This is a genomic window from Ruegeria sp. CDSC042 (genome assembly GCF_059610745.1).
The window spans coordinates 90,340-110,178 of sequence record NZ_JBXWOF010000005.1 but is presented as its reverse complement, the minus strand read 5'-3'; the positions used below and the strand labels follow the sequence as shown (position 1 = coordinate 110,178).

Below are 19,839 nucleotides of genomic sequence, written 5' to 3'. Positions count from 1 at the left end.
AGGCGCTTAGTTCGCCTGCAAACTGTTGGGATCAAAGGCACCGCCATTGCCCGAAGGCGTTTCAGTACCAGAATCCTCTTCTTCGTCACCCAGAGTATTCGGCGCAAACACATTGCCGAAACCGCTGTTATTCGAGGGTTTCGGGGCCGATTCCTGCGCACCCTCTCCCTCTTGCTCAGCCGCTTCCGCCTCGCGCTTTTTGCGCTGTTCTTCGCGCTGCTTGCGCAGCTCTTGAATACGCAGATCAGCTTCAAGGCGCTTTTGCTCTTTGACATCTGCGACACACTGAGCCGGATTGTAGGCGGTTGCGGTTCCGACCACAGTGATCGTGGCAACCGCAAAGACAACCAGCAGAACCGCAGCAAGGTTCCCGGCAAAGAAGCTGGGAAGCTTGATCTTGCCCGCCAGTTCCTCGACCGTGGCGTTCTTGCGTGCAGCAGCCACCAGTTCCTGTCGCTTCAGCTTGGCCTCGTTCAGCAGGGCAAAGAACACCGTCAGCGCCACGATGATGAAGGCCAGCGCCGAGATCGAGGGCGTGATGCCATAGCGCACCTTCTGCGCCAGTTCGATGGTCAGCGTCGGGTATTCACCAAAGGTGAAGGTGGTGGTGTTGTAGTTCTCAAACGAGGCCAAGAACGCCAGCACTGCCGCGCTGGCAATCGCCGGACGCATGAACGGAAGCATGATCTTGCGGAACGCCTGAGCATGGGTTGCACCCAGATCCAGCGCGGCCTCGGTCAGCGCCATATCATAGCGCTGCAACCGTGCCACCAGCACCAGCATGCAATAGCTGGCGATAAAGGTGGATTGGCCGATCACCGTCAGGAATATCCCGTTTGACAGGAAACTGTCGGCACCCAAGCCCAACATCCGGTTGATCCGGTCCCAGAACACCAGTGTCGAGATACCCAGAACAACGCCCGGGATCAGGATCGGCGCGATGATGACCGTATAGTAGGTCGCGCGCAGTTTTGGCCAGATCTGCGTCAGCATCAGCGCGCCCGCAAGACCCATCGCCACCGATAGAACCACCGTTCCGGCGCCGATGATCAGTGAGTTCTTGATGCCGTTCAGGATGCGTTGGTCCTGAAACAATTCGCCGAACCACTGGAAGGTTAGACACTCCCACGGTGTCATCCTTGGGAATTCGGACGAGTTGAAGGCCGTGACCGACATGATCACCAGCGGACCCAGAAGGTACAGGAAGAACAGCACCAGGTAGACCCAGATGCTTACACGGAGGAAGGACAAATTCATTTCCCGATATCCCCCATATTCACCTTGAACAGGCGCATAACTGCCAGCACGAACAAGATACAGGTCACCAGCAAAACGATGGCGTAGGCAGCACCCTGCGGCCAGTCATTGTTGTCGTTGAACTGCTGATAGATCAGCTGCGTGAACCACAGGGAGGACGGCCCGCCCAGAATTTGCGGCGCGGCCAGCGCACCCGCGGACAGCATGAACACCATAGTACAGCCCGAACTGATCCCTGGCTTGGCATAGGGAATGACCACGCGCCAATGGATACGCCACCAGGGGGCTCCCAAATCTCGCGCCGCCTCGATCTGGTTTTTATCCAGACTTTCTATGACGTTATACATCGGGAAGATCATCAGCAAGATATAGGCATAGCCCAGCCCGGCATAGAGCGCGATGTCATTGCGGATGAAATCAAACGGCATATCCCAGACCCCCAGCCCAGTGAACAGCGTGTTCAGTACACCGGTTTCGCCAAAGATGATCCGCAGGGCAAAGGCGCGCAGGATCTCATTGATCCAGTAGGGGATGATCAGCATGATCGCAAAGATGCGGATGTGACTGCCCTTGGACTGACCCAGATAATAGGCGATCGGATAGCACAGGATCAGGTTGAAAATCGTAACGCATACCGCGGCCAGAAGGGTGCGGAAAAACACCCTCAGATCGACGGCGTTATAGTCCTGGCTGCCGCCTTCCGGGCCATAGATCAGGTATTTGTAGTTCTCCAGCGTATAGACATCCTTTGGCCCCCCGATCTCGGGCGGGGGCAGGTTTGGCCGGAATGAGAAATCCAGCATAGACAGCTGCGGCAGGATGATCAGGCCGATGGTCCAGAACAGGACCAAACCCAGTATCATCAATCCCATGCCGGTGCCGTTGCGGTTGAAGAATTCTTTCAGAAAATGGGGCATATTTTTATCCCCTTATTCCGCGGCCAGCTCACCCGCTGGAACCAGAACCGCATTATGGGTCTGATATTCCAACGTGATGGTCTGCCCGGTATGGTCATCGAAAGATTGGCCTAGATTGGGCAGCGATACCTTAATTTCCTTGCCGCCATCGCCTTCGGTGAAAATATTGAAGGCGTTACCTTCGAATTCTTCATGGTTCACGCGGGCGGTTACAAAATGGTCGCCCACTGCACCGTCCGGGGCAATCGCCAGCGCCTCGGGGCGAATGAACATCATCGCGTCATCGCCTTCTTTCAGCTTGCCCTGATTTACAGTGGAAATCCGTGCGACCAGATCGCCGGATCGGTTGGTTGCAATCAGCGCCTCATCTCCCATGACTTGCTTGATCTTGCCGCGGAAAACGTTGTTTTCGCCAACGAACGACGCCGCAAAAGCCGTGTTGGGGTCATTGTAAATTGTCTTGCCATCGGCAATCTGGTCGATCACTCCTGCACGCATTACGGCGATATTGTCCGACATGGTCAGCGCTTCGCCCTGGTCGTGGGTGATATAGATAAAGGTGATACCGACACGCTTCTGAATCTCGCGCAGCTCGGTGCGCATATGCTGGCGCAACTTCAGGTCCAGCGCCGAAAGCGGTTCGTCCAGCAGCAGTACATCGGGTTCGGCACATAGGGCGCGGGCAATCGCCACGCGCTGACGCTGACCACCCGAAAGTTCGCTGGGCAGCTTGTCACCCTGTCCCGGCAGCGCGATCATGTCCAACAGCTCATCGGCCCGCTTGCGGCGCTCGGCCGCGCTGGCGCCTTTGATCTCCATCGAGAAAGTGATGTTTTCCCAGACTTTCATCAGGGGGAACAGCGCGAGGTTCTGAAAGATCAGGGCAGTCGGGCGCTTGTTGGGCCCGATGCCGCGCATGTCATTACCACCGATCAGAACCTTACCCTCGCTGGGGTCCAGAAACCCCGAAACAGCGCGCAAAATCGTTGTCTTGCCGCAACCGGATGGTCCCAGGAACGAAAAGAAATCGCCCCCGTTTATGTTCACATTTGCGTCCCGCACCGCGACAAAATCGCCGAAACGGATCCACAGGTTTTCAAGATCTACACCGACCCCTGCACTCATTTTTGGTATCTCCGATTGATGCGCTTGGTGGTGCGCACCCAAATGGGTTCCGTCACGCAGTGGCGTGCGGGTTGGGAGCCCCCCGCGTTTGGCGGAGGGCACTTTTTTGAAAAGCTATCAGGCGCTTTTGAACTTGTTGACGAACTCGGTCCGGGTTTCCGCATACCAGGGCGCTTCGGCCGGCCACGGATTGAGGTTGGCCAGCGAGTCGCCCGGATAGGCTTCGGCGAAGTTCTTCTTGTAGGTGTCGCCCGAATATTGGTCGGCACCCAGAACGGGCGAGTTGTACCCGTGGCTGTCGATCGCAACACCGGCCGGTTTGGCCTGGTAGGCAAAGTCGATGAAGGCATAGATCTGGTCGATATTGGCAGCACCTGTTGGAATTGCCATACCATCAACCCAGGCCATCGCCCCCTCAACCGGAGCCTGATAATGCACAGGCTCACCTGCAGATTTAAGTGCCAGCGGCGGGCCATCCCATGTCTGGCCAACAATCACACCTTCGTTCAACAGACCGTTCTTCTGTGTGTCGGCGTCGTTCCAGATCAGCTTGATGCGGTTTTTACGTTCGATGCACCAATCTGCGATCTGACCCCAAACCTTGCGCATGGTATCTTCGTCGCCATAAGCGGCCCAGACGGAACCGGGCTCCATCTCGCCTGCGCGCTCCATGTACAGGCCTGCGCCCAGCATCATCGAGTGCGCGCGGCCCATGGTCTTACCTGCGTTTGCTTCGGACCAGACGTCGCCATAGGACGGTGCGTCACCTTCAGGCAGCCACAGGTCAGTCCGATATGCGATGCCTTCAGTTCCCCAGATATGTGGCAACCAATGCACACCGGAATCGCCAAAGTTCCAGGCATCTGTACCAATCGCTGCCATCGCCGGGTTCACCAGATCAATCGGAACCTTGTTCATGTCGAAAGGCTGCAACAGCTCAAGCGGTTCCCACTGCAAAGACCGGTTATTGGTCGGCGACACGATGTCGAAACCCTGCCCCTTGGTGGCCTTCATCTTGTTGATGATTTCTTCGTTCGACCCGATACCGGTATAGTTCACCTTGATTCCGGTCAGTGTCTCGAATTCCTGCAAGAATGCTGGCGGCAGGTAATCGGACCACATCAGAATGTTGATCTCACCCGAGGACGCCAGCGCGCTTTTGCTGTAAAGCGGTGCAGCAAGTGCTGCCGCCCCTGCGCTCTTCAAGATAGTACGTCTGGAAAGGTTTTTCCGTTCGGCCATATTCGATTCTCCCATAGTTGGACATTCAGTCCTATTGTTATGCAATCACAGGCTAGAGGGTTGCTGCAAAGCTGTCAGTCCAAAAGGGACAGTTTGCAGAATTCATAGGTCCAGTTTGCAATCATGTCCGCAAGCTCTGGTTTACTTCCACTTCCAGACTGAGACACCATAGGATGGGATTTCTGAAGTACCAACAATATATTGCCGATTTTCGTCATCCGGCAGAACCTGTGCGGCAGCCCCGAAGTTGAACGCAAAGCCGAGGTCACCCCGCTGTGTAACACGAAGGTCCGGGTCACATTCCCGTATCGGAAGGCCCGCCCATGTCAGCGCTTTAATAAGGATCGCCCGTAGCAACGGCCCGTTGGGGATCATCGCCAGATACAAAGCCCGGTCCGATTGCACAATCGCCGGACTGCCAGCCCTGTAAGCACTTACGAAATGCGCGATTACCTGATTTTCGGTCTCGATGACTTCCCGCCAGCCCTTAAAATCAAAGGTTCCGGTGCTCTCGAGGCTTACGGATTCACCCGCCAGATCCGGCAGGGATTCGACGCGTATGACTTTTATCCCTGCAAGATCGGCCAACTCTCCGGGAGCGAGATTTTCAGGGGTCCACATGTCCACAGTCTTGCTGCCCGCACGGGCACCGATCAGCAATTTGGCCTGGCTGTGGTGCAATCTCTTTGCCAGATCGGGCGAGATGATCATGTTTTGCGGCAATACGATCAATGAATACCCTGTCAGATCATCATCGGGACCAACGAAATCCAGATCGACCCCCAATGCACGCAGGCCAGCATACCAAACCCGGAAAATCCCGGCATTCGGGAATGCGTCGTCATGCGGCAGGATATCTGCAGCCCAGATGGATTCGTAATCCAACAGAATTGCCACAGCTGCCTTCTGCCGGGTGACTTCCGGCAGGGCAGCACGCTCTTGTGCAACCTGCGCCAGTTCCAGCGCAGCCTGATCCGGGCTGCCATCCGATCGCAGAAGCGCCGTGTGGAATTGTTCCTGCGCGAACTTCGCCTGACGCCATCGGAAGAACATCACTGCCTGTGCACCGTGCGCAAAAGCGGCCCAAGTCCAAAGCCTGACCATCCCATCCGCAGGTGAGGGGTTCTTTTCGGCCCAGTCCACCGGACCGGGCTGTTGTTCCAGAACCCACATTCGGCCCCTGCCCTGGCTGCGATACAAATCGCAGTGAAACCCCTGATAGTCCGGCGCGCCTGTTCGCAGGTATCGACGTTTGTCTTCATCAGACAGCGACGATCCCAACAGGTTGCCAAGCGGATAGCTGTCAAAACCGACTACATCCAGATCCGCCGCAACAGCGTGATGGTCGAACTCAAAGCTGCCTGCCATGAAATTATGGGTAATATCGCGCCCCGGCGCAAACCTGCGCAGAATATCCGCCTGAGCACGATTGAAATCCCGCACCCGATCCGAAGAATAGCGGGCAAAATCCAGAGCATGGGTCGGGTTCGGACTGGCCACCAAACTTATAGGCAGTTCGATCTGATCAAAATCGGAATAGAGCGACCCCCAAAAGACTGTCCCCCATGTTCGGTTAAGCGCCTCAATCGTGCCATAGCGGTCTTGCAACCATCTGCGAAAACCGGTGCGAGCGGCGTTGGAATAGCTCAGAACCGTATCGTGATCGTTATATTCATTGTCGATCTGCCAGGCACAAACAAATGGATTTTCGCCATATCGACGGGCATATTCCGTGGTGATTCGACGGGCCTCGGTCAGGTAGATATCGCTGGAAAAACAATAGTGTCGGCGCGACCCGAACCCACGCACCCGGCCATCCGGCCCCACTGGCAGGATCTCAGGGCATTCATCCACTAGCCATTTCGGAGGTGCAGCCGTAGGCGTCGACATCATCACGCGCAAACCGGCATCGCCCAGAATTCCAATCACCTCGTCCAGCCAGCCCCATTCGAACCGGCCTCTTTCCGGCTCGATCAGGCCCCAGGTAAACTCAGCAATCCGAACCCAATCCAATCCCATATCGACCATGCGCTTAGCATCGTCGCGCCACAGCGATTTGTCCCATTGCTCGGGGTAATAGCAAACGCCCAGCTCAAGCCTGCTCATCGGTTTTCCCGTGCGCTGCGGCGTTCGATCCATTTGAGGAAACTAGCGCAACCAAGCGTCACCACGACATAGAGGATCGCCGCTGTGTTGAATGGCGCGAAGGGCAGAAAACTTGAGGCCTGAAACTCGCGCATGCGCTGAGTCATGTCGCGGACCGACAGGATGGACAGCAATGAGGTATCCTTGATCATCGCGATAAATTCATTGCCCAAAGGTGGCGTCACTATGCGCAATGCCTGTGGCAGGATAATAAGCCGGGCAGTTTGCCAGCGGGACAGCCCAAGCGAGCCGCCTGCTTCGATCTGACCTCGTGGGATAGCCTCAATCCCTGATCGGAAAATCTCGGCCATATAGGCCGAATACCCTATGGAAATGGCGATGATGCCGCGAGTCATGTTGGTCATGTCGATGCCGCCACCTGTCGCATCCTTGACCGCACCGGCAAGCGGCAAGCCGATATAGAGGATGATGACCAGCATTGGAATGCCGCGAATGGTATCGACAAAAAACTCGGCCCCTACAGCCAGCGGATGCAGCTTGTGCTGTGCGCCTCCGACCGTCAGTGTCAGAAGCAAAAACCCAAAAACCGCAAAAGTCAGCGCCGGGTTACGAAACTTGTCTGGCAGAAAACTGGATTGCCAGATCACCGGATAGCCCTGCGTATGAACGCCAGCCGGAACAAAAGCACCAGATACGCTGTCGACGGTTGTAATCTGATCCAGTGCAGAGACGGCATCGGGGGCGCTGCGAATGCGATACTGTTGGCCTTCACCTCCGTCGAACTCTCCGAAGCGGATCAAATCCGCCTGGGCCTGCGGCGTACCCCGAACAATGGCAATTCTTGCTTCAGTACTGCCAACCAGAACAAAGCTCACCTTTGGTTGCATAAAAAAGAACGCCGACACGGCCAATAGTGTCAGGCTGATGGACCCATAGACAACGGTTGTCCGAGCTTTGGGCTTGAAGGACTGCAAACCGACCCAGACCAGACCCATAATGGCCGCAAAGATATAGGCAAAGATCGCTGCACGGAACGTTATCGCGACCCCGGTCGCAAATTGCCAATGCGCCAGAAACATCAGGTAAAACAAAACCAGCCCGGTCAGCAGTTCGAGTCCAATCTGAACATAGACTTTCATGGATTGTGGGAAACGGGCCGTAAGAGGGATCACCGCAACCACCATCGCAAACCCTACCAGCAGGGCCTGTAATCTCATTTGCACCTTTGCGACGATCTCGGGGAACAAGACCCAAGGTTGCGAAGATCGGTCAATGAACTCAGACGTGTTTTCGCTGAGCGCATTAAAGAAGACGGATTCCGCAAAGGGCATCAGCACCTGAGGCTGGACAAGTCCAAGGATCGCCAACCCGACCGAGGCCGGGATTGCCAAAACCGCCGCAACCCTCAACCAGTTCGGCGCTATCGTTTGAAACCGGATGTGGCGCGCCGAGAGATAGGCCAATATGGCCACAGCCAGTATCAGAAGAAACCCAACAAAAATGGGCCCCGCATTTTCACCAATCCCCAAAATGGCAACCAATGACCTCAGATATTTCGAGGATGAGGCAAACAGGTAGATGATGAACGGGGCAGCGGCGAGCAAAACAAGATTACTCGGCCGGATCGAGCTTAGGCGGATCATGGCGTCCCTCGGGTTATGCTTGACCCGGCAGGTTTTCCCGCCGGGTCAGAAAGGGTTTCAACGGCTCATTCAGTGCCCCAGTATTTGGCAACCAATGCGTCCATCGTACCGTCAGCCTGAATGGCGGCCAGCCCTTCGTTTATGGCGTCAACGGCTGCGTCACCTTCCTGAAACACAATACCCAGTGGATCAGACTGAAGGCCTGTGATGCCTACAGCCAATTCCCCGGCAAATTCCTGTTCATATGCCGATGCCGAGGTTCCATCAATGATTACCCCCTGTACGTCAGCATTCTGCAAAGCCAGAATCGCAGCCGAAAAATTGTCATACAGGCTGACATTCTCGCGTCCGACCAGCTCTTCGGCCAGCTGGGCATTGGTGGTGCCGGTCTGCGCGGCCAGTTTCTGACCGCCCGCCTTGAAGTCGTCCAACGTCATGTCGGCATTATCGACCTGCAGCAGGATGGCCTGACTTACAATGATATAAGGCTCGGAAAAATCCATGTTCTCTTCGCGTTCCGGAGTGATCGAGACACCCGAGATCACGAGGTCGAACTCCCCTTGCTGAAGCGCGGCAAAGATCCCATCCCAGGCTGTATTTACGAAATTCGGGACGCAGTTCACCTTTTCACAGATCGCATTCATGACATCGACATCAAATCCCACAATCTGACCCGTGGACTCATCGACCGTCTCCATGGGCGGATAGGTGGCATCTGTTCCGATCTTAAGTACGCGCCCTTCAAGATCCGCTGCAAACACAGCAGGCGCGGCAAGCGCGGTCAGGGCGGCGGCGGCAAATAGGTTTCTTAACATCTCCGGTTACTCCTTTGTTGGTTCAGGTGTTTAGCGCCGCTTCCGGCGCGACTGTGTCAGGTTGCCGCTCGATCAAAATGGCCCTGATCTTTTTTTGTGTTTCGGACGGGTCAACCCCGTCCAAAGCCTTGAGCATATACTCACCCAGCAATCGACTGGTTTCCTCAATAGGGACGTAATAAGTGCTGGGCGGAGGGACAAAATAACGGCTAAGTTGCAGATCATCGGTCGAGATCACGGTCAGTTCGCGACCGACCTCAACACCCGCCGCATGGGCAGCAGAAAGCACACCCAGGGTCATGGCTTCGTTCGCGCAGATGATCGCGGTTGGCCTGTCGGGTAGCCGCATCAAAGCCTCAAAGGCATTATACCCCGTTCGTGCGGTCGTAGGCCCGCTGAAGATCAGGGCCGGGTCAAAGGCCAGACCGGACGCTCTGAACGCCTGGGCATAGCCCGTTCGGCGTTGCGTCGCATAAACCAGGTCATCCGGAGGGTTCACCAGGGCAATCCGGCGATGCCCCAAGGCTAGCAGTCGTTGCGTTGCATCGTGACCTGCTGCCTGACTGTCGATATCGACATAGGCATGTGATCTGCCGCTGTCGCTCATACCCATGGTGACAAAGGGGAAACCATTCTGTTGCAGATAGGCAATGCGCGGATCGGCGTGGCGCGTACCCGAGAATATCACCCCGTCTGCCAATCCGTTCTGAACGATTTCCTTCAGCGTCGCCATCGTTCCCTGCAGGCCCGCCACGCTGTGAACGCCAAGTTCATAACGCGACCCTTTCAAAGCCCGCGAAATACCCGCGACAATGCGAGTGAATTCGACACCTTCCCATTCTTCATCTGAATCAGGCGACACGCTGACCAGAACGCCGATGCGATAGGACTTTTTTGTCCGCAGCTTCAGCCCGTCCAGATTGACCCGGTATCCAAGCTGTTCGGCGGCAGACTGAATCTGCTGCCGCGTTTCTTTCTTGACGGTTTCGGCACCACGCAGCGCGTTCGAGACGGTTCCGACAGAAAACCCCGTCTGCTTTGCAATCGACTTGATCGTCGCGCGCGCCACTATGTCACCTCAACGCTGCGCATTCGCATCAACAGGTCATGTCCCGTCTGCAATGTTTGCGCGTGATCGGCAGTTTCATCATGTTCCACAAAAAGGTCAGCGCAGGGACTGTCAGCCAGAACACGCAGGACCAGAGGCCAGTCCACAACCCCCTGCCCCAGATTTCGCCAGCACTCGTCGCCTTGTCCGGCCAATGGATCGACGTCTTTAGCATGGACGGAAACGATCCGGTCGGAATAATGGCTCAGCAGTGCAGCGGGGTCAGAAAGCGCCGAATATAGCCAACCGATATCCGGCTGCCATCCAATGGCCTCATGCGACAGGACCATATCCAATGGCGAACCCTGCCCAAGATCGACAAGGTCAAAATCGTGGTTATGATAGGCAAGGCGCACACCGTCGGCAGACAGGGCATCAGCCCATTTCGCCAACCGGCCCGACACTGCCTTCCACCCCTCGGCGGTGCCGGGCCGAGCCTTGGGCGACAGCCAAGGCATGACCGCCACAGGGCATTCCAAAGCTTCAAGCATTCTAAGAATGTCATCAAACCGTGTTTCAAATTCTTCCCAGTCAAAATGGGCCGATCGAACAGTGAAACCAGCCTGTCTAACCACATTGGTAACCTGCTTGGGGGTAAGATCGTGGAACCCGACCGTTTCAATATCGGTGAACCCGCAGGCACGCACCAAGTCAAGCTGGGCCGCCAAATCCCCAACCTGCCGGACTGTGTATAACTGCGCTGAAACTCGCATTTCCACGGTTCTACCACAAAATGAAACGTTTCAATCAAGTTGAAACAGCATCAGGGGTCTTGTCAAGAACCGTGTTGGAAAGGGTTATTTCCGCATGGAAACACCCTGATGGAACAAATGAACCTTGTCAGGATTCGCAGAGACCATCACGGTCTTGCCCCGCATATTCTTCTGAACGCCCGGAAGCTTGGCAATAAGGGCATCCGTCCCATCCTCGACCGCGAAATATAACAACGTCACCTCACCCAGGGCTTCGGTAAAGTCCACGACTCCTTCGAGAATTGGATCGCCGTCAACAGACACAAAATCTTCGGGGCGCACGCCAATCTTCACCTGCTTGCCTTCGTCATCGGCCTCGGTTGCAATCGCCGAAACGGCCTTTCCGCCACCGTCCAGTTTTACGACAGTCTGCGCACCAGTTTGAGTGATCACTCCGGGCAGCAGGTTCATTGCTGGTGAACCGATGAATTGCGCGACAAACTCATTGTCGGGCGTCTCATACAGCTCCAGCGGCGTGCCAACCTGAGCGATCCCTTTGTTGGCCAGCACGACGATCCGACTGGCCAATGTCATCGCTTCGACCTGATCATGGGTGACATAGATCATCGTGCTGTCCGGCATCGCCTCTTTCAGGCGGGCGATTTCGATCCGGGTGGCGACACGCAGCGCCGCGTCCAGGTTCGAAAGCGGTTCGTCGAACAGGTAAACCTTGGGGTCACGCACAATGGCGCGCCCGATTGCGACACGCTGACGCTGACCGCCGGATAGCGCTTTGGGCAACCGGTCCAGATAAGGTTCAAGCTGTAGGATGCGGGCCGCCCGATCGACCGCGGCGCCGACTTCAGCCACCGGCATTTTGGCTATCTTCAGCGCAAAGGCCATGTTTTCGCGAACGGTCATATGTGGGTACAGCGCATAGCTTTGGAACACCATCGCGATGCCTCGCTGTGCTGGCGGCACATCGTTCATCACCTGCCCTTCAATCTCGAGCGTTCCGCCCGAGATCTTTTCCAACCCGGCGACCATGCGCAGCAAGGTGGATTTGCCACAGCCCGAAGGCCCGACAAAAACGATCAACTCGCCCCGCTCAATCTCAAGATTGATGTTCTTCAGAACATCCACATTGCCATAGGTTTTGGCGACATCTGTGAGGTTTAGCTCTGACATGGTTTATTCCTTCTCCCTCAACAGCAGGCAGAATTGTGCAGCACCTAGAGACACTGTCCCCGTTCCCGCGACGCCACCCAACTCTTCTCCGATCACGCGCCAGTTCCCGCCTGGCAAGATTACTTCAGAACGTTCGGTCCCGAGGTTAAATGCGCAGAACACCTCTTCTGCATGATCTTCACGCGTGAAGGCCAGAACGGTCCCGATCTGCGTCATGTTCTTTTGCGCCCCCAACATCAAAGCTGAATGGGCATGGCGGAATGCAATCGCACGACGATAATGGTGAAGCATGGACTCGGGCTCAGCCTCTGACCGGTCCACGGCACGCTCGGCTTGAGGGTCACTGACAGGCAACCAAGGCTTGCCGGTGCTAAAGCCCGATTGTTCATCCTGCGCAGCCCAAACCATCGGCGTCCGGCATCCGTCGCGGCCCTTGAACTCGGGCCAGAATTCGACGCCATACGGGTCTTGCAGATCGTCAAAGGCCACGTCCGCCTCGGGCAGGCCCAACTCTTCGCCTTGATACAAGCAGGCCGAGCCGCGCATGCACATCATCAAAACTGCATGCTGTCTGGCGGCTGCATCGTCCAGACGCCAGCGCGACGCGTGACGTTCCACGTCATGGTTCGAAAATGCCCAGCAAGGCCAGGCATCACCTGCTTTGTCCTCGAGCTGATCAAATACCTGCTGTGCATAGCTGGCAGTCAAAGCGCGCTTTTCAAGGAACTCGAACGCATAGCACATGTGCATGCGCTTATTACCGCTGGTGTATTCGCCCATAATCTCAAGCCCACGCTGTGCGTCGCCCACCTCGCCCAGACAGGCGCGACCTTCATATTGATCGGTCAGGGCCCGCAGGCGTTCCAGAAAGGCAATGTTCTCGGGCTGGCTTTTGGAGAAAAGGTGGTCCTGATGGTTATACGGGTTTACCATCGGCGCGATTGAGGCATTGCGCTGCTCCACAGGCAGGGCAGGATTATCTCGCAACTTTTTGTCGTGGAAATAGAAGTTGATTGTATCCAGACGAAACCCATCGACACCCAGATCAAGCCAGAAACTGGCGACATCCAGCAAGGCGTCCTGCACATCCGCGCAGTGAAAATTCAGATCCGGCTGTGAGGTCAGGAAATTATGCAGGTAATACTGCAACCGCCGAGCGTCCCACTGCCAAGCCGAGCCCCCGAAAATCGACAACCAGTTGTTCGGCGGCGTACCGTCCGGTTTTGGATCGGCCCAGACATACCAATCGGATTTGGCGTTTTCACGGCTGGCGCGGCTTTCGCTGAACCAGGGGTGCTGATCTGACGTGTGCGACAGAACCAGATCGATCATCACCTTCAACCCCTGGGCATGGGCGTGATCCAGCAGGTCCCGAAAATCCTCCATCGTGCCGAACATCGGATCAACATTGCGATAGTCGCTGACGTCATATCCGAAATCCTTCATCGGAGATTTGAAGAAGGGCGAAATCCAGATCGCATCAACGCCCAGAGAGGCAATGTACCCCAATCGCTGGGTGATGCCTTTCAGGTCTCCGATCCCGTCACCATTGCTGTCCTGAAAGCTGCGCGGATAGATCTGATAGATGACGCCACCACGCCACCAGTCAGCGGCCACCTTGGTTGCATTGGAAAGTTCTGTTGTGTTCTGCACGTTCATCAGACGCCTCTATTTGACGGACCCGGCCAGCAGGCCTCGGACCAGGTATTTTTGCATTGCGAAAAAGACAGCCAGCGGCACAGCGATCGAGACGAAGGCCGCCGTGGCAAGGATTTCCCAGTTCCCACCGCGCGTGCCCAACAGCTCGACAATCCGGTTTGTCATCACTGTGGTCTGGCCGGACGCATCGATCAGGAACACCTTGGCGACCAGCAGATCGTTCCATGTCCAGAGAAACTGGAAGATCGCAAATGACGCCAGCGCCGGAAAGCTGAGCGGCAGGATCAGTTTGGTAAAGATCTGGAACTCGGTCGCGCCATCAACGCGTGCGTTTTCGATCAGATCGCGCGGCAGCCCAGCCATGTAGTTGCGCAACAGGTAGATGGCCAATGGCATCCCGAACCCGGTATGGGCCATCCAGACGCCCAAATAGCCTTTCTCAATTCCGATGCTCAGGTGAAATTTCAGCAGTGGGATCAGTGCCAGTTGCAGCGGCACCACCAACAGGCCAACAACCGCAGCGATCAACAGTGCCCGACCGGGGAAATCCATCCACGCCAAGGCATAGGCGGCAAAAGCGGCTACAAGGATCGGAATGATCGTTGCCGGTATCGTGACCGTCAGCGTATTGAAAAACGCCCGTCCCATACTGTCGGTGCTGTCTTCTGCCAACAGAACCTTATGGTAATTGGCCAAGGTGAACTCGGGAGGCAGTTCCGCCGTCACAAAGACGCGCGTGCCGCGACTGCCGGTGAACTCTTCGGTGTTTTCCATCCGGTATTTGCCGTCGGCATCCACCGTGATCGTGCCACCCTTGCGCAGCTCTGCCGTGTCACCGGGTACAAAATCATCGATCGCACGAGAACTGATGCCCCATTTCGAGATCGCCGCCTGCGCGCCGGTTTCAAACAGGTTGCCCTCGATCATGTAAACGCCGTTCTCCAGCACCTGAGTTTCCGGTGCGGCAGCGCGCAGCGTTAGGTTCTGCTCGGATGGGAACAGCGACCGCCACCAGCCGCTTGTGGCAATCTGGTCGGCAGTACGAAAGGATGAGATCAACAGCCCCAGCGTCGGCACCACCCAGAGCACGACCAGAAAAAGAACCGAGGCATGGACAGCCCAGCGAAGGGCGGGTTTGGTTCCTGCTATATCGCTCATGGCCTACTCCATCTCTTTCCGCGCATTGCGCACATTCCAGACAAGGATCGGTGCCACCAGCAGCATGATCACCATGGCCGAAGCCGAGCCCACGCCCCAGTCATTGGTGCGGAACAGCTTGTCATACATGTAATTGGCCAGAACCTGCGTTTCCCACTGGCCGTTGGTCATGGCAAACACGATGTCAAAGACCTTGAGCACGGTGATGGTGATCGTGGTCCAGACCACCAGGATGGTGGTCTTGATCTGCGGCACTTTGATACGGAAGAAAATCTGGAACGGATTGGCCCCATCCAGAATGGCAGCTTCGATGGTTTCCTCGGGAATGCCGCGCAGGGCGGCTGACAGGATAACCATGGCAAAACCAGTCTGAATCCAGACCAGCACAACCATAAGAAAAAAGCTGTTCCAGAAGGGAATGGTCAACCATGTCTGCGGCTCGACTCCTCCGAAAAAGATGTAAAGCGCGTTCAGCATCCCGATCTGGTCCTGCTCAACCGGACGGGTGTCATAGACCAGCTTCCAGATCACCGAGGCCCCCACGAACGAGATGGCCATCGGCATGAAAATCAGAGACTTGGCGATGTTGCCCCAGCGGATGCGGTCGGTCAGCTGAGCCACCAATAGGCCAAACGCTGTCGACATTGCAGGCACCACGATCAGCCATAACATGTTGTTGCGCATGGCTTCCCAAAACTTGGGCTCCTTGGCCATCTGGATATAGTTGTCCAGCCCGACCCATTTGTAGCCGCCGCCCGGGACACGATCAGTCAGTGACAGGCGTAGGGTTTCGACAACCGGATAAGCCAGATACAAGCCCAAAGCAGCCAGCGCTGGGAACAGAAACAACCAAGGCCGGATCATGTTCGCGCGGTTGATATTGCGGCCAGCATTCGGCCCCCGAGGCGGGAACAGAACTTTGTCCAGAAACTGGTTGGATAGATAGAAGTAGCCCACGCAACCTGACACGCCGATGGCGATGGTCAGCAGGCCTTGAAATGCCGGGTGCATGCCGCTCTCCCTTGCGACGATAGGTTCGGGCAACCCGGCAGAGCGGGTTGCCCAATCTCAGACGCTTTAGTCCAGCGCGTCCCACGAGGATTGGATTTCGTCGGCGACGTCCTGGGCAGGTGTTCCGCCCGCATAGTCGACCATACCAGTCCAGAAGGTGCCTGCACCCACGCCGCCCGGCATCAGGTCGGAACCGTCAAACCGGAAGGTGGTGGCCCCCAGAAGAATGTCGTTCATCTTCTTCAGCGTTGGGTCTGAGAAGACCGAGGTATCGACGCCTTTGTGCGGCGTCAGGAACCCGGTCAGAGCCATCCAGGCTTCATGCGCCTCGGGTGTCTCCAGGTATTTCATCAGCGCATGCGCGCCCGGGCTGTCATTGGTGATTGCCCAAACTGTTCCGGCCCCAAGGACCGGGCTGCCGAGATCCTTACCTTCATAGGCCGGGAAATAGAAGAAATCGGCATCCTCGCCCACAACCGTGCCTTCAGGGAAGAAGGCCGGAATGAACGAAGCCTGACGGTGCATGTAGCATTGCGGAGGCGAGCTGAACATGCCCTTCGGGCTGTCACGGAAGTCAGTCGTTGCAACCGCGCCGGCTCCGCCGGCCACGTAATCATCGTTGCGCGCAAACGCTCCGAATTCTTCAATCGCGGCGACAACCTTAGGATCGTTAAATTTCAATTTGTTGGCGACCCAGGCGTCATAATCTTCGGGCGGCAACGTGCGCAGCATCATGTCTTCAACCCAGTCAGTCGCTGGCCAACCTGTCGCTCCGCCGGAACCCAGCCCGATGCACCATGGCGTTTCGCCATCTGCAACGATCTGATCGGACAGCGCCTTGAGCTCTTCCATCGTGGTCGGAATCTCATAACCGGCATCTTCGAAGTTTTCCGGCACGAACCAAACCAGCGACTTCACGTCGACCTTGTAGAAGAAGCCATATAGGTGATCCTGCCCGTCCGGACCTTGGTAGGTTCCCAGATCCACCCAGGACTGGCCAGCCGCATAGTTGTCGCGAATCCAATCCGCGGTACCTTCACTCAGGGGAGTCAGGAAACCCGCCTTGGCCATATCAGACGCCAGTCCGGGCTGAGGGAACACTGCTACGTTGGGCGCCGATCCGGCTTCGGCATCAATTCTGATTTGCTGCTCAAAGCTGTCCGAGCCGACATAGCTGTACTCATGCCCGGTCGCCGCCGCGAACCCATCCAGAACCTTTTCGACATTCTCTTGGTCCGGCCCCAGCCACGGGCCGAATACGGTAACCTTGTCGGCCTGCGCGACGCCCCCGACCAGGGTAAATGCGGCGACGCCAGCATAAAGCGAGTGTTTCATGAATTTCTCCTCCCAACGATATCTCGCGCCTTTGGTCTCAAATATCCAAAGCGCTTTGGCTGGAGTGAGTTTATGCGCTAACAGCCTCCACCTGTCAACGATTGCTTTGCGAAGGCCCATAAATATAAATATCAAACAAGATGTTCGTGAAATCTGTTGACCACCAGCGAAAATGCCCGCAAAAACAGGAATACGCAGTAATTTGTAGGCGCTTTGAACAAATATGAACCTAAAGCAGCTCTCTGAAATCCTTGGTTTGTCCCAAACAACCGTCAGCCGTGCGCTGAACGGATACCCTGAGGTCAGCGAAGCCACGCGCACAAGGGTTCAGACCGCCGCAACAAAACACGGGTACCGCCCGAACAGCCGGGCCAAGGGTCTGGCGACAGGTCGATCACACGTGATCGGGCACGTGATTCCCAGCTCATCCCAGCATGAAATGGTGAACCCAATCTTTGGCGATTTTGTCGCCGGGGCTGCTCGTAGATATGCCGAACACGGCTATGACATGATGTTCACCAGCGCCGACGACACATCTATTGAACGCGCTTATCGCGACCTGTTTCAGCGTGGTGCCGTGGACGGTGTCGTTCTGCAGGGCCCCAAGGTGAACGAGCAGCGGATTGAAGTCCTCAATCGCATGGGCGCGCCCTTCATTGTGCACGGACGATCCACTGGAATTGACGCGCCCTATGACTGGGTTGATGTGAACAACAAAAGCTCGTTCATGCGCGCCACCCAGTTTCTGATTGACCTGGGGCATCGACGGATCGCCCTTATCAACGGACTTGAAGATATGGATTTCGCCCAACGCCGCCGGGCCGGTTACCTGCAGGCCCTGAATCAAGCCGGTCTGTCACCGGACCCTGAATTGATGCGCAGCGCCGAGATGACAGAGGTATATGGCCACCACGAAGCGCGCGATATGGCTCAACTTAAGAACCCTCCAACCGCCATCCTGGTTTCGTCGATGATTTCGGCCATCGGAGTTCGGCGGGCATTGAACGAAGCAGGGCTGCAGATGGGCCGCGATGTTTCGGTGATCGCCCATGATGACGACCTGTCCTATCTGAAAAACGGGCAGGATGTACCGATCTTCACCGCCACGCGATCCTCGGTTCGGTTGGCCGGTGAAATAGCTGCCGAAATGCTGATCGAACGAATAAATGCGCCCGAAGACCCGGCCAAAACTAGATTGCTGGAGGCTGAGCTGGTAGTTGGCGGCTCGACCGGCCCCGCCCCCAACAGGTTCTGAATATGATATACAACCGCACTGATTTCCCCAAAGATTTCCTCTTTGGCGTCGCAACTTCGGCCTATCAGATCGAAGGCCACGCACAGGGAGGGGCCGGGCAAACCCATTGGGATACCTTTGCCAGGACCCCCGGCAATGTTGTGCGAAATGAAAACGGGGATCTGGCCTGTGACCACCTGAACCGGTTCCCGCAGGATCTGGATCTGGTGCGCGATGGCGGCTTTGATTGCTACCGGTTTTCGACCAGCTGGGCGCGGGTGCTGCCCGAAGGCCGCGGTCAGGTGAATGAGGCCGGGCTGGATTACTATGATCGGCTGGCCGATGCGCTGCTGGAACGCGGTATCCGCCCCTGCGCCACGCTTTACCATTGGGAGCTGCCCTCGCCGCTGTCCGATCTGGGCGGCTGGCGCAATCGCGATATCGCCGGGTGGTTCGCCGATTTCACCGAGGTCATCATGGGCCGCATCGGCGATCGGATGTACAGCGTCGCCCCCATAAATGAGCCGTGGTGCGTCAGCTGGCTCAGCCATTTCGAAGGCCATCACGCCCCGGGTCTGCGCGACATCCGTGCAACCGCCCGCGCAATGCACCACGTCCTTCTGGCCCATGGCAGCGCCATCGACGCGATGCGGGGCCTTGGCATGTCCAACCTGGGCGCGGTTTTCAACCTGGAATGGGCCGAACCCGCAGATGACAGCCCCGAAGCGCGCCGCGCGGCTGATCTGTATGACGGCATCTACAACCGGTTCTTTCTGGGCGGCGTTTTCAACAAGGCCTATCCAGACAACGTTCTGGAGGGGTTAGAGCCCTACCTGCCCGCTGGCTGGCAGGATGATTTCGACATCATCGGTACGCCGGTCGATTGGTGTGGTCTGAACTACTATACCCGCAAGTTGATTGCGCCTTCGGAGACCACCTGGCCCAGTCTGCAGGAAATCGCCGGCCCGCTGCCCAAAACTCAGATGGGGTGGGAGATCGAACCCGCCGCCCTGACCCGGTTTCTGACCCGCACCAAGCAGGATTACACCGGGGACCTACCGATTCTGGTGACGGAAAATGGCATGGCCAGCCCCGAACGGCAGCAGGATAGCGACCGGATCGACTATCTGAACCAACATCTATCGGCGGTACAGGACGCCTTGGCACAGGGCGTGCCGATCAAGGGTTACTTCATCTGGTCCCTGCTGGACAACTACGAATGGGCGCTGGGATATGAGAAGCGGTTCGGCCTTGTGGACGTGGACTTTCAGACGATGGAACGGACACCCAAGGCATCCTACACCGCAGTACAAAAGGCCCTGACGGGAGGCACCGTGTCCTTGCCGCTG

The 19,839-nt window shown here is 56.6% G+C and carries 15 protein-coding genes and 1 pseudogene; 2 read left to right on the top strand and 14 right to left on the bottom strand.

Annotated features, from left to right (window positions below; translation table 11 throughout):
* Positions 1 to 6: 6 nt before the first annotated feature.
* The 14 genes from AC2FHX_RS12330 to AC2FHX_RS12265 all read right to left on the bottom strand — a co-directional run bounded on the left by AC2FHX_RS12330 (position 7) and on the right by AC2FHX_RS12265 (position 17,256).
* Positions 7 to 1,257, bottom strand: a complete 1,251-nt coding sequence (locus AC2FHX_RS12330; RefSeq protein WP_142636150.1) for an ABC transporter permease — start codon at positions 1,255 to 1,257, stop codon at positions 7 to 9.
* On the bottom strand, positions 1,254 to 2,174 hold the full coding sequence (locus AC2FHX_RS12325; protein ID WP_142636148.1) for an ABC transporter permease: 921 nt from the start codon (positions 2,172 to 2,174) through the stop codon (positions 1,254 to 1,256). Before AC2FHX_RS12325 ends, AC2FHX_RS12330 begins: the two co-directional genes overlap by 4 nt.
* 12 nt (positions 2,175 to 2,186) lie before the next feature.
* Positions 2,187 to 3,299, bottom strand: coding sequence for an ABC transporter ATP-binding protein (locus AC2FHX_RS12320; RefSeq protein ID WP_142636146.1), 1,113 nt, complete (start codon positions 3,297 to 3,299; stop codon positions 2,187 to 2,189).
* A 117-nt stretch (positions 3,300 to 3,416) separates the two neighbouring features.
* Positions 3,417 to 4,541: an extracellular solute-binding protein gene (locus AC2FHX_RS12315; RefSeq protein WP_496691368.1), complete on the bottom strand. Its 1,125-nt coding sequence runs from the start codon at positions 4,539 to 4,541 to the stop codon at positions 3,417 to 3,419.
* Positions 4,542 to 4,682: 141 nt separating this feature from the next.
* Positions 4,683 to 6,647 (bottom strand): beta-galactosidase, encoded by a 1,965-nt coding sequence (locus AC2FHX_RS12310; RefSeq protein ID WP_496730815.1) that lies wholly within the window; start codon positions 6,645 to 6,647, stop codon positions 4,683 to 4,685.
* On the bottom strand, positions 6,644 to 8,290 hold the full coding sequence (locus AC2FHX_RS12305; protein ID WP_496701942.1) for an amino acid ABC transporter permease: 1,647 nt from the start codon (positions 8,288 to 8,290) through the stop codon (positions 6,644 to 6,646). The genes AC2FHX_RS12310 and AC2FHX_RS12305 overlap by 4 nt, the downstream gene beginning before the upstream one ends.
* Before the next feature lie 65 nt (positions 8,291 to 8,355).
* Positions 8,356 to 9,105 (bottom strand): basic amino acid ABC transporter substrate-binding protein, encoded by a 750-nt coding sequence (locus AC2FHX_RS12300; RefSeq protein ID WP_496701944.1) that lies wholly within the window; start codon positions 9,103 to 9,105, stop codon positions 8,356 to 8,358.
* Positions 9,106 to 9,127: 22 nt separating this feature from the next.
* The gene (locus AC2FHX_RS12295) at positions 9,128 to 10,174 is read right to left on the bottom strand and encodes a LacI family DNA-binding transcriptional regulator (protein ID WP_281972971.1); all 1,047 of its coding nucleotides are present in this window, start codon (positions 10,172 to 10,174) and stop codon (positions 9,128 to 9,130) included.
* Positions 10,174 to 10,926, bottom strand: coding sequence for a sugar phosphate isomerase/epimerase family protein (locus AC2FHX_RS12290; RefSeq protein WP_281972972.1), 753 nt, complete (start codon positions 10,924 to 10,926; stop codon positions 10,174 to 10,176). The genes AC2FHX_RS12295 and AC2FHX_RS12290 overlap by 1 nt, the downstream gene beginning before the upstream one ends.
* Positions 10,927 to 11,010: 84 nt before the next feature.
* Positions 11,011 to 12,093 carry an ABC transporter ATP-binding protein gene (locus AC2FHX_RS12285; RefSeq protein WP_496701946.1) on the bottom strand — a complete coding sequence of 361 codons (1,083 nt, stop codon included), beginning with the start codon at positions 12,091 to 12,093 and terminating at the stop codon, positions 11,011 to 11,013.
* Between the two features lie 3 nt (positions 12,094 to 12,096).
* A complete protein-coding gene (locus AC2FHX_RS12280; RefSeq protein WP_496701948.1) occupies positions 12,097 to 13,752 on the bottom strand; it encodes an alpha-amylase family glycosyl hydrolase in 1,656 nt (551 codons plus the stop codon).
* Positions 13,753 to 13,761: 9 nt separating this feature from the next.
* Positions 13,762 to 14,910 (bottom strand): carbohydrate ABC transporter permease, encoded by a 1,149-nt coding sequence (locus AC2FHX_RS12275; RefSeq protein ID WP_281972974.1) that lies wholly within the window; start codon positions 14,908 to 14,910, stop codon positions 13,762 to 13,764.
* A gap of 3 nt (positions 14,911 to 14,913) precedes the next feature.
* Positions 14,914 to 15,921: a carbohydrate ABC transporter permease gene (locus AC2FHX_RS12270; protein ID WP_142636127.1), complete on the bottom strand. Its 1,008-nt coding sequence runs from the start codon at positions 15,919 to 15,921 to the stop codon at positions 14,914 to 14,916.
* 66 nt (positions 15,922 to 15,987) lie between these two features.
* Positions 15,988 to 17,256: an ABC transporter substrate-binding protein gene (locus tag AC2FHX_RS12265; RefSeq protein ID WP_281972976.1), complete on the bottom strand. Its 1,269-nt coding sequence runs from the start codon at positions 17,254 to 17,256 to the stop codon at positions 15,988 to 15,990.
* A 223-nt stretch (positions 17,257 to 17,479) separates the two neighbouring features.
* Between AC2FHX_RS12265 and AC2FHX_RS12260 the strand changes: the two genes are divergently transcribed.
* Entirely contained in the window at positions 17,480 to 18,511 is a 1,032-nt protein-coding gene (locus AC2FHX_RS12260; RefSeq protein ID WP_496701951.1) for a LacI family DNA-binding transcriptional regulator, read from the top strand.
* Positions 18,512 to 18,513: 2 nt separating this feature from the next.
* Positions 18,514 to 19,815 (top strand): annotated as a pseudogene (locus AC2FHX_RS12255) (GH1 family beta-glucosidase); the annotation flags it as partial.
* Positions 19,816 to 19,839: the final 24 nt, after the last annotated feature.

What these genes read in the sequence shown, in the direction of transcription:
- AC2FHX_RS12315 (WP_496691368.1), bottom strand. Translation starts at nt 4,541, where the DNA reads ATGGCCGAACGGAAAAACCTTTCCAGACGTACTATCTTGAAGAGCGCA.
- AC2FHX_RS12290 (WP_281972972.1), bottom strand. Translation starts at nt 10,926, where the DNA reads ATGCGAGTTTCAGCGCAGTTATACACAGTCCGGCAGGTTGGGGATTTG.
- AC2FHX_RS12310 (WP_496730815.1), bottom strand. Translation starts at nt 6,647, where the DNA reads ATGAGCAGGCTTGAGCTGGGCGTTTGCTATTACCCCGAGCAATGGGAC.
- AC2FHX_RS12300 (WP_496701944.1), bottom strand. Translation starts at nt 9,105, where the DNA reads ATGTTAAGAAACCTATTTGCCGCCGCCGCCCTGACCGCGCTTGCCGCG.
- AC2FHX_RS12320 (WP_142636146.1), bottom strand. Translation starts at nt 3,299, where the DNA reads ATGAGTGCAGGGGTCGGTGTAGATCTTGAAAACCTGTGGATCCGTTTC.
- AC2FHX_RS12265 (WP_281972976.1), bottom strand. Translation starts at nt 17,256, where the DNA reads ATGAAACACTCGCTTTATGCTGGCGTCGCCGCATTTACCCTGGTCGGG.
- AC2FHX_RS12280 (WP_496701948.1), bottom strand. Translation starts at nt 13,752, where the DNA reads ATGAACGTGCAGAACACAACAGAACTTTCCAATGCAACCAAGGTGGCC.
- AC2FHX_RS12330 (WP_142636150.1), bottom strand. Translation starts at nt 1,257, where the DNA reads ATGAATTTGTCCTTCCTCCGTGTAAGCATCTGGGTCTACCTGGTGCTG.
- AC2FHX_RS12275 (WP_281972974.1), bottom strand. Translation starts at nt 14,910, where the DNA reads ATGAGCGATATAGCAGGAACCAAACCCGCCCTTCGCTGGGCTGTCCAT.
- AC2FHX_RS12270 (WP_142636127.1), bottom strand. Translation starts at nt 15,921, where the DNA reads ATGCACCCGGCATTTCAAGGCCTGCTGACCATCGCCATCGGCGTGTCA.
- AC2FHX_RS12285 (WP_496701946.1), bottom strand. Translation starts at nt 12,093, where the DNA reads ATGTCAGAGCTAAACCTCACAGATGTCGCCAAAACCTATGGCAATGTG.
- AC2FHX_RS12305 (WP_496701942.1), bottom strand. Translation starts at nt 8,290, where the DNA reads ATGATCCGCCTAAGCTCGATCCGGCCGAGTAATCTTGTTTTGCTCGCC.
- AC2FHX_RS12325 (WP_142636148.1), bottom strand. Translation starts at nt 2,174, where the DNA reads ATGCCCCATTTTCTGAAAGAATTCTTCAACCGCAACGGCACCGGCATG.
- AC2FHX_RS12260 (WP_496701951.1), top strand. Translation starts at nt 17,480, where the DNA reads ATGAACCTAAAGCAGCTCTCTGAAATCCTTGGTTTGTCCCAAACAACC.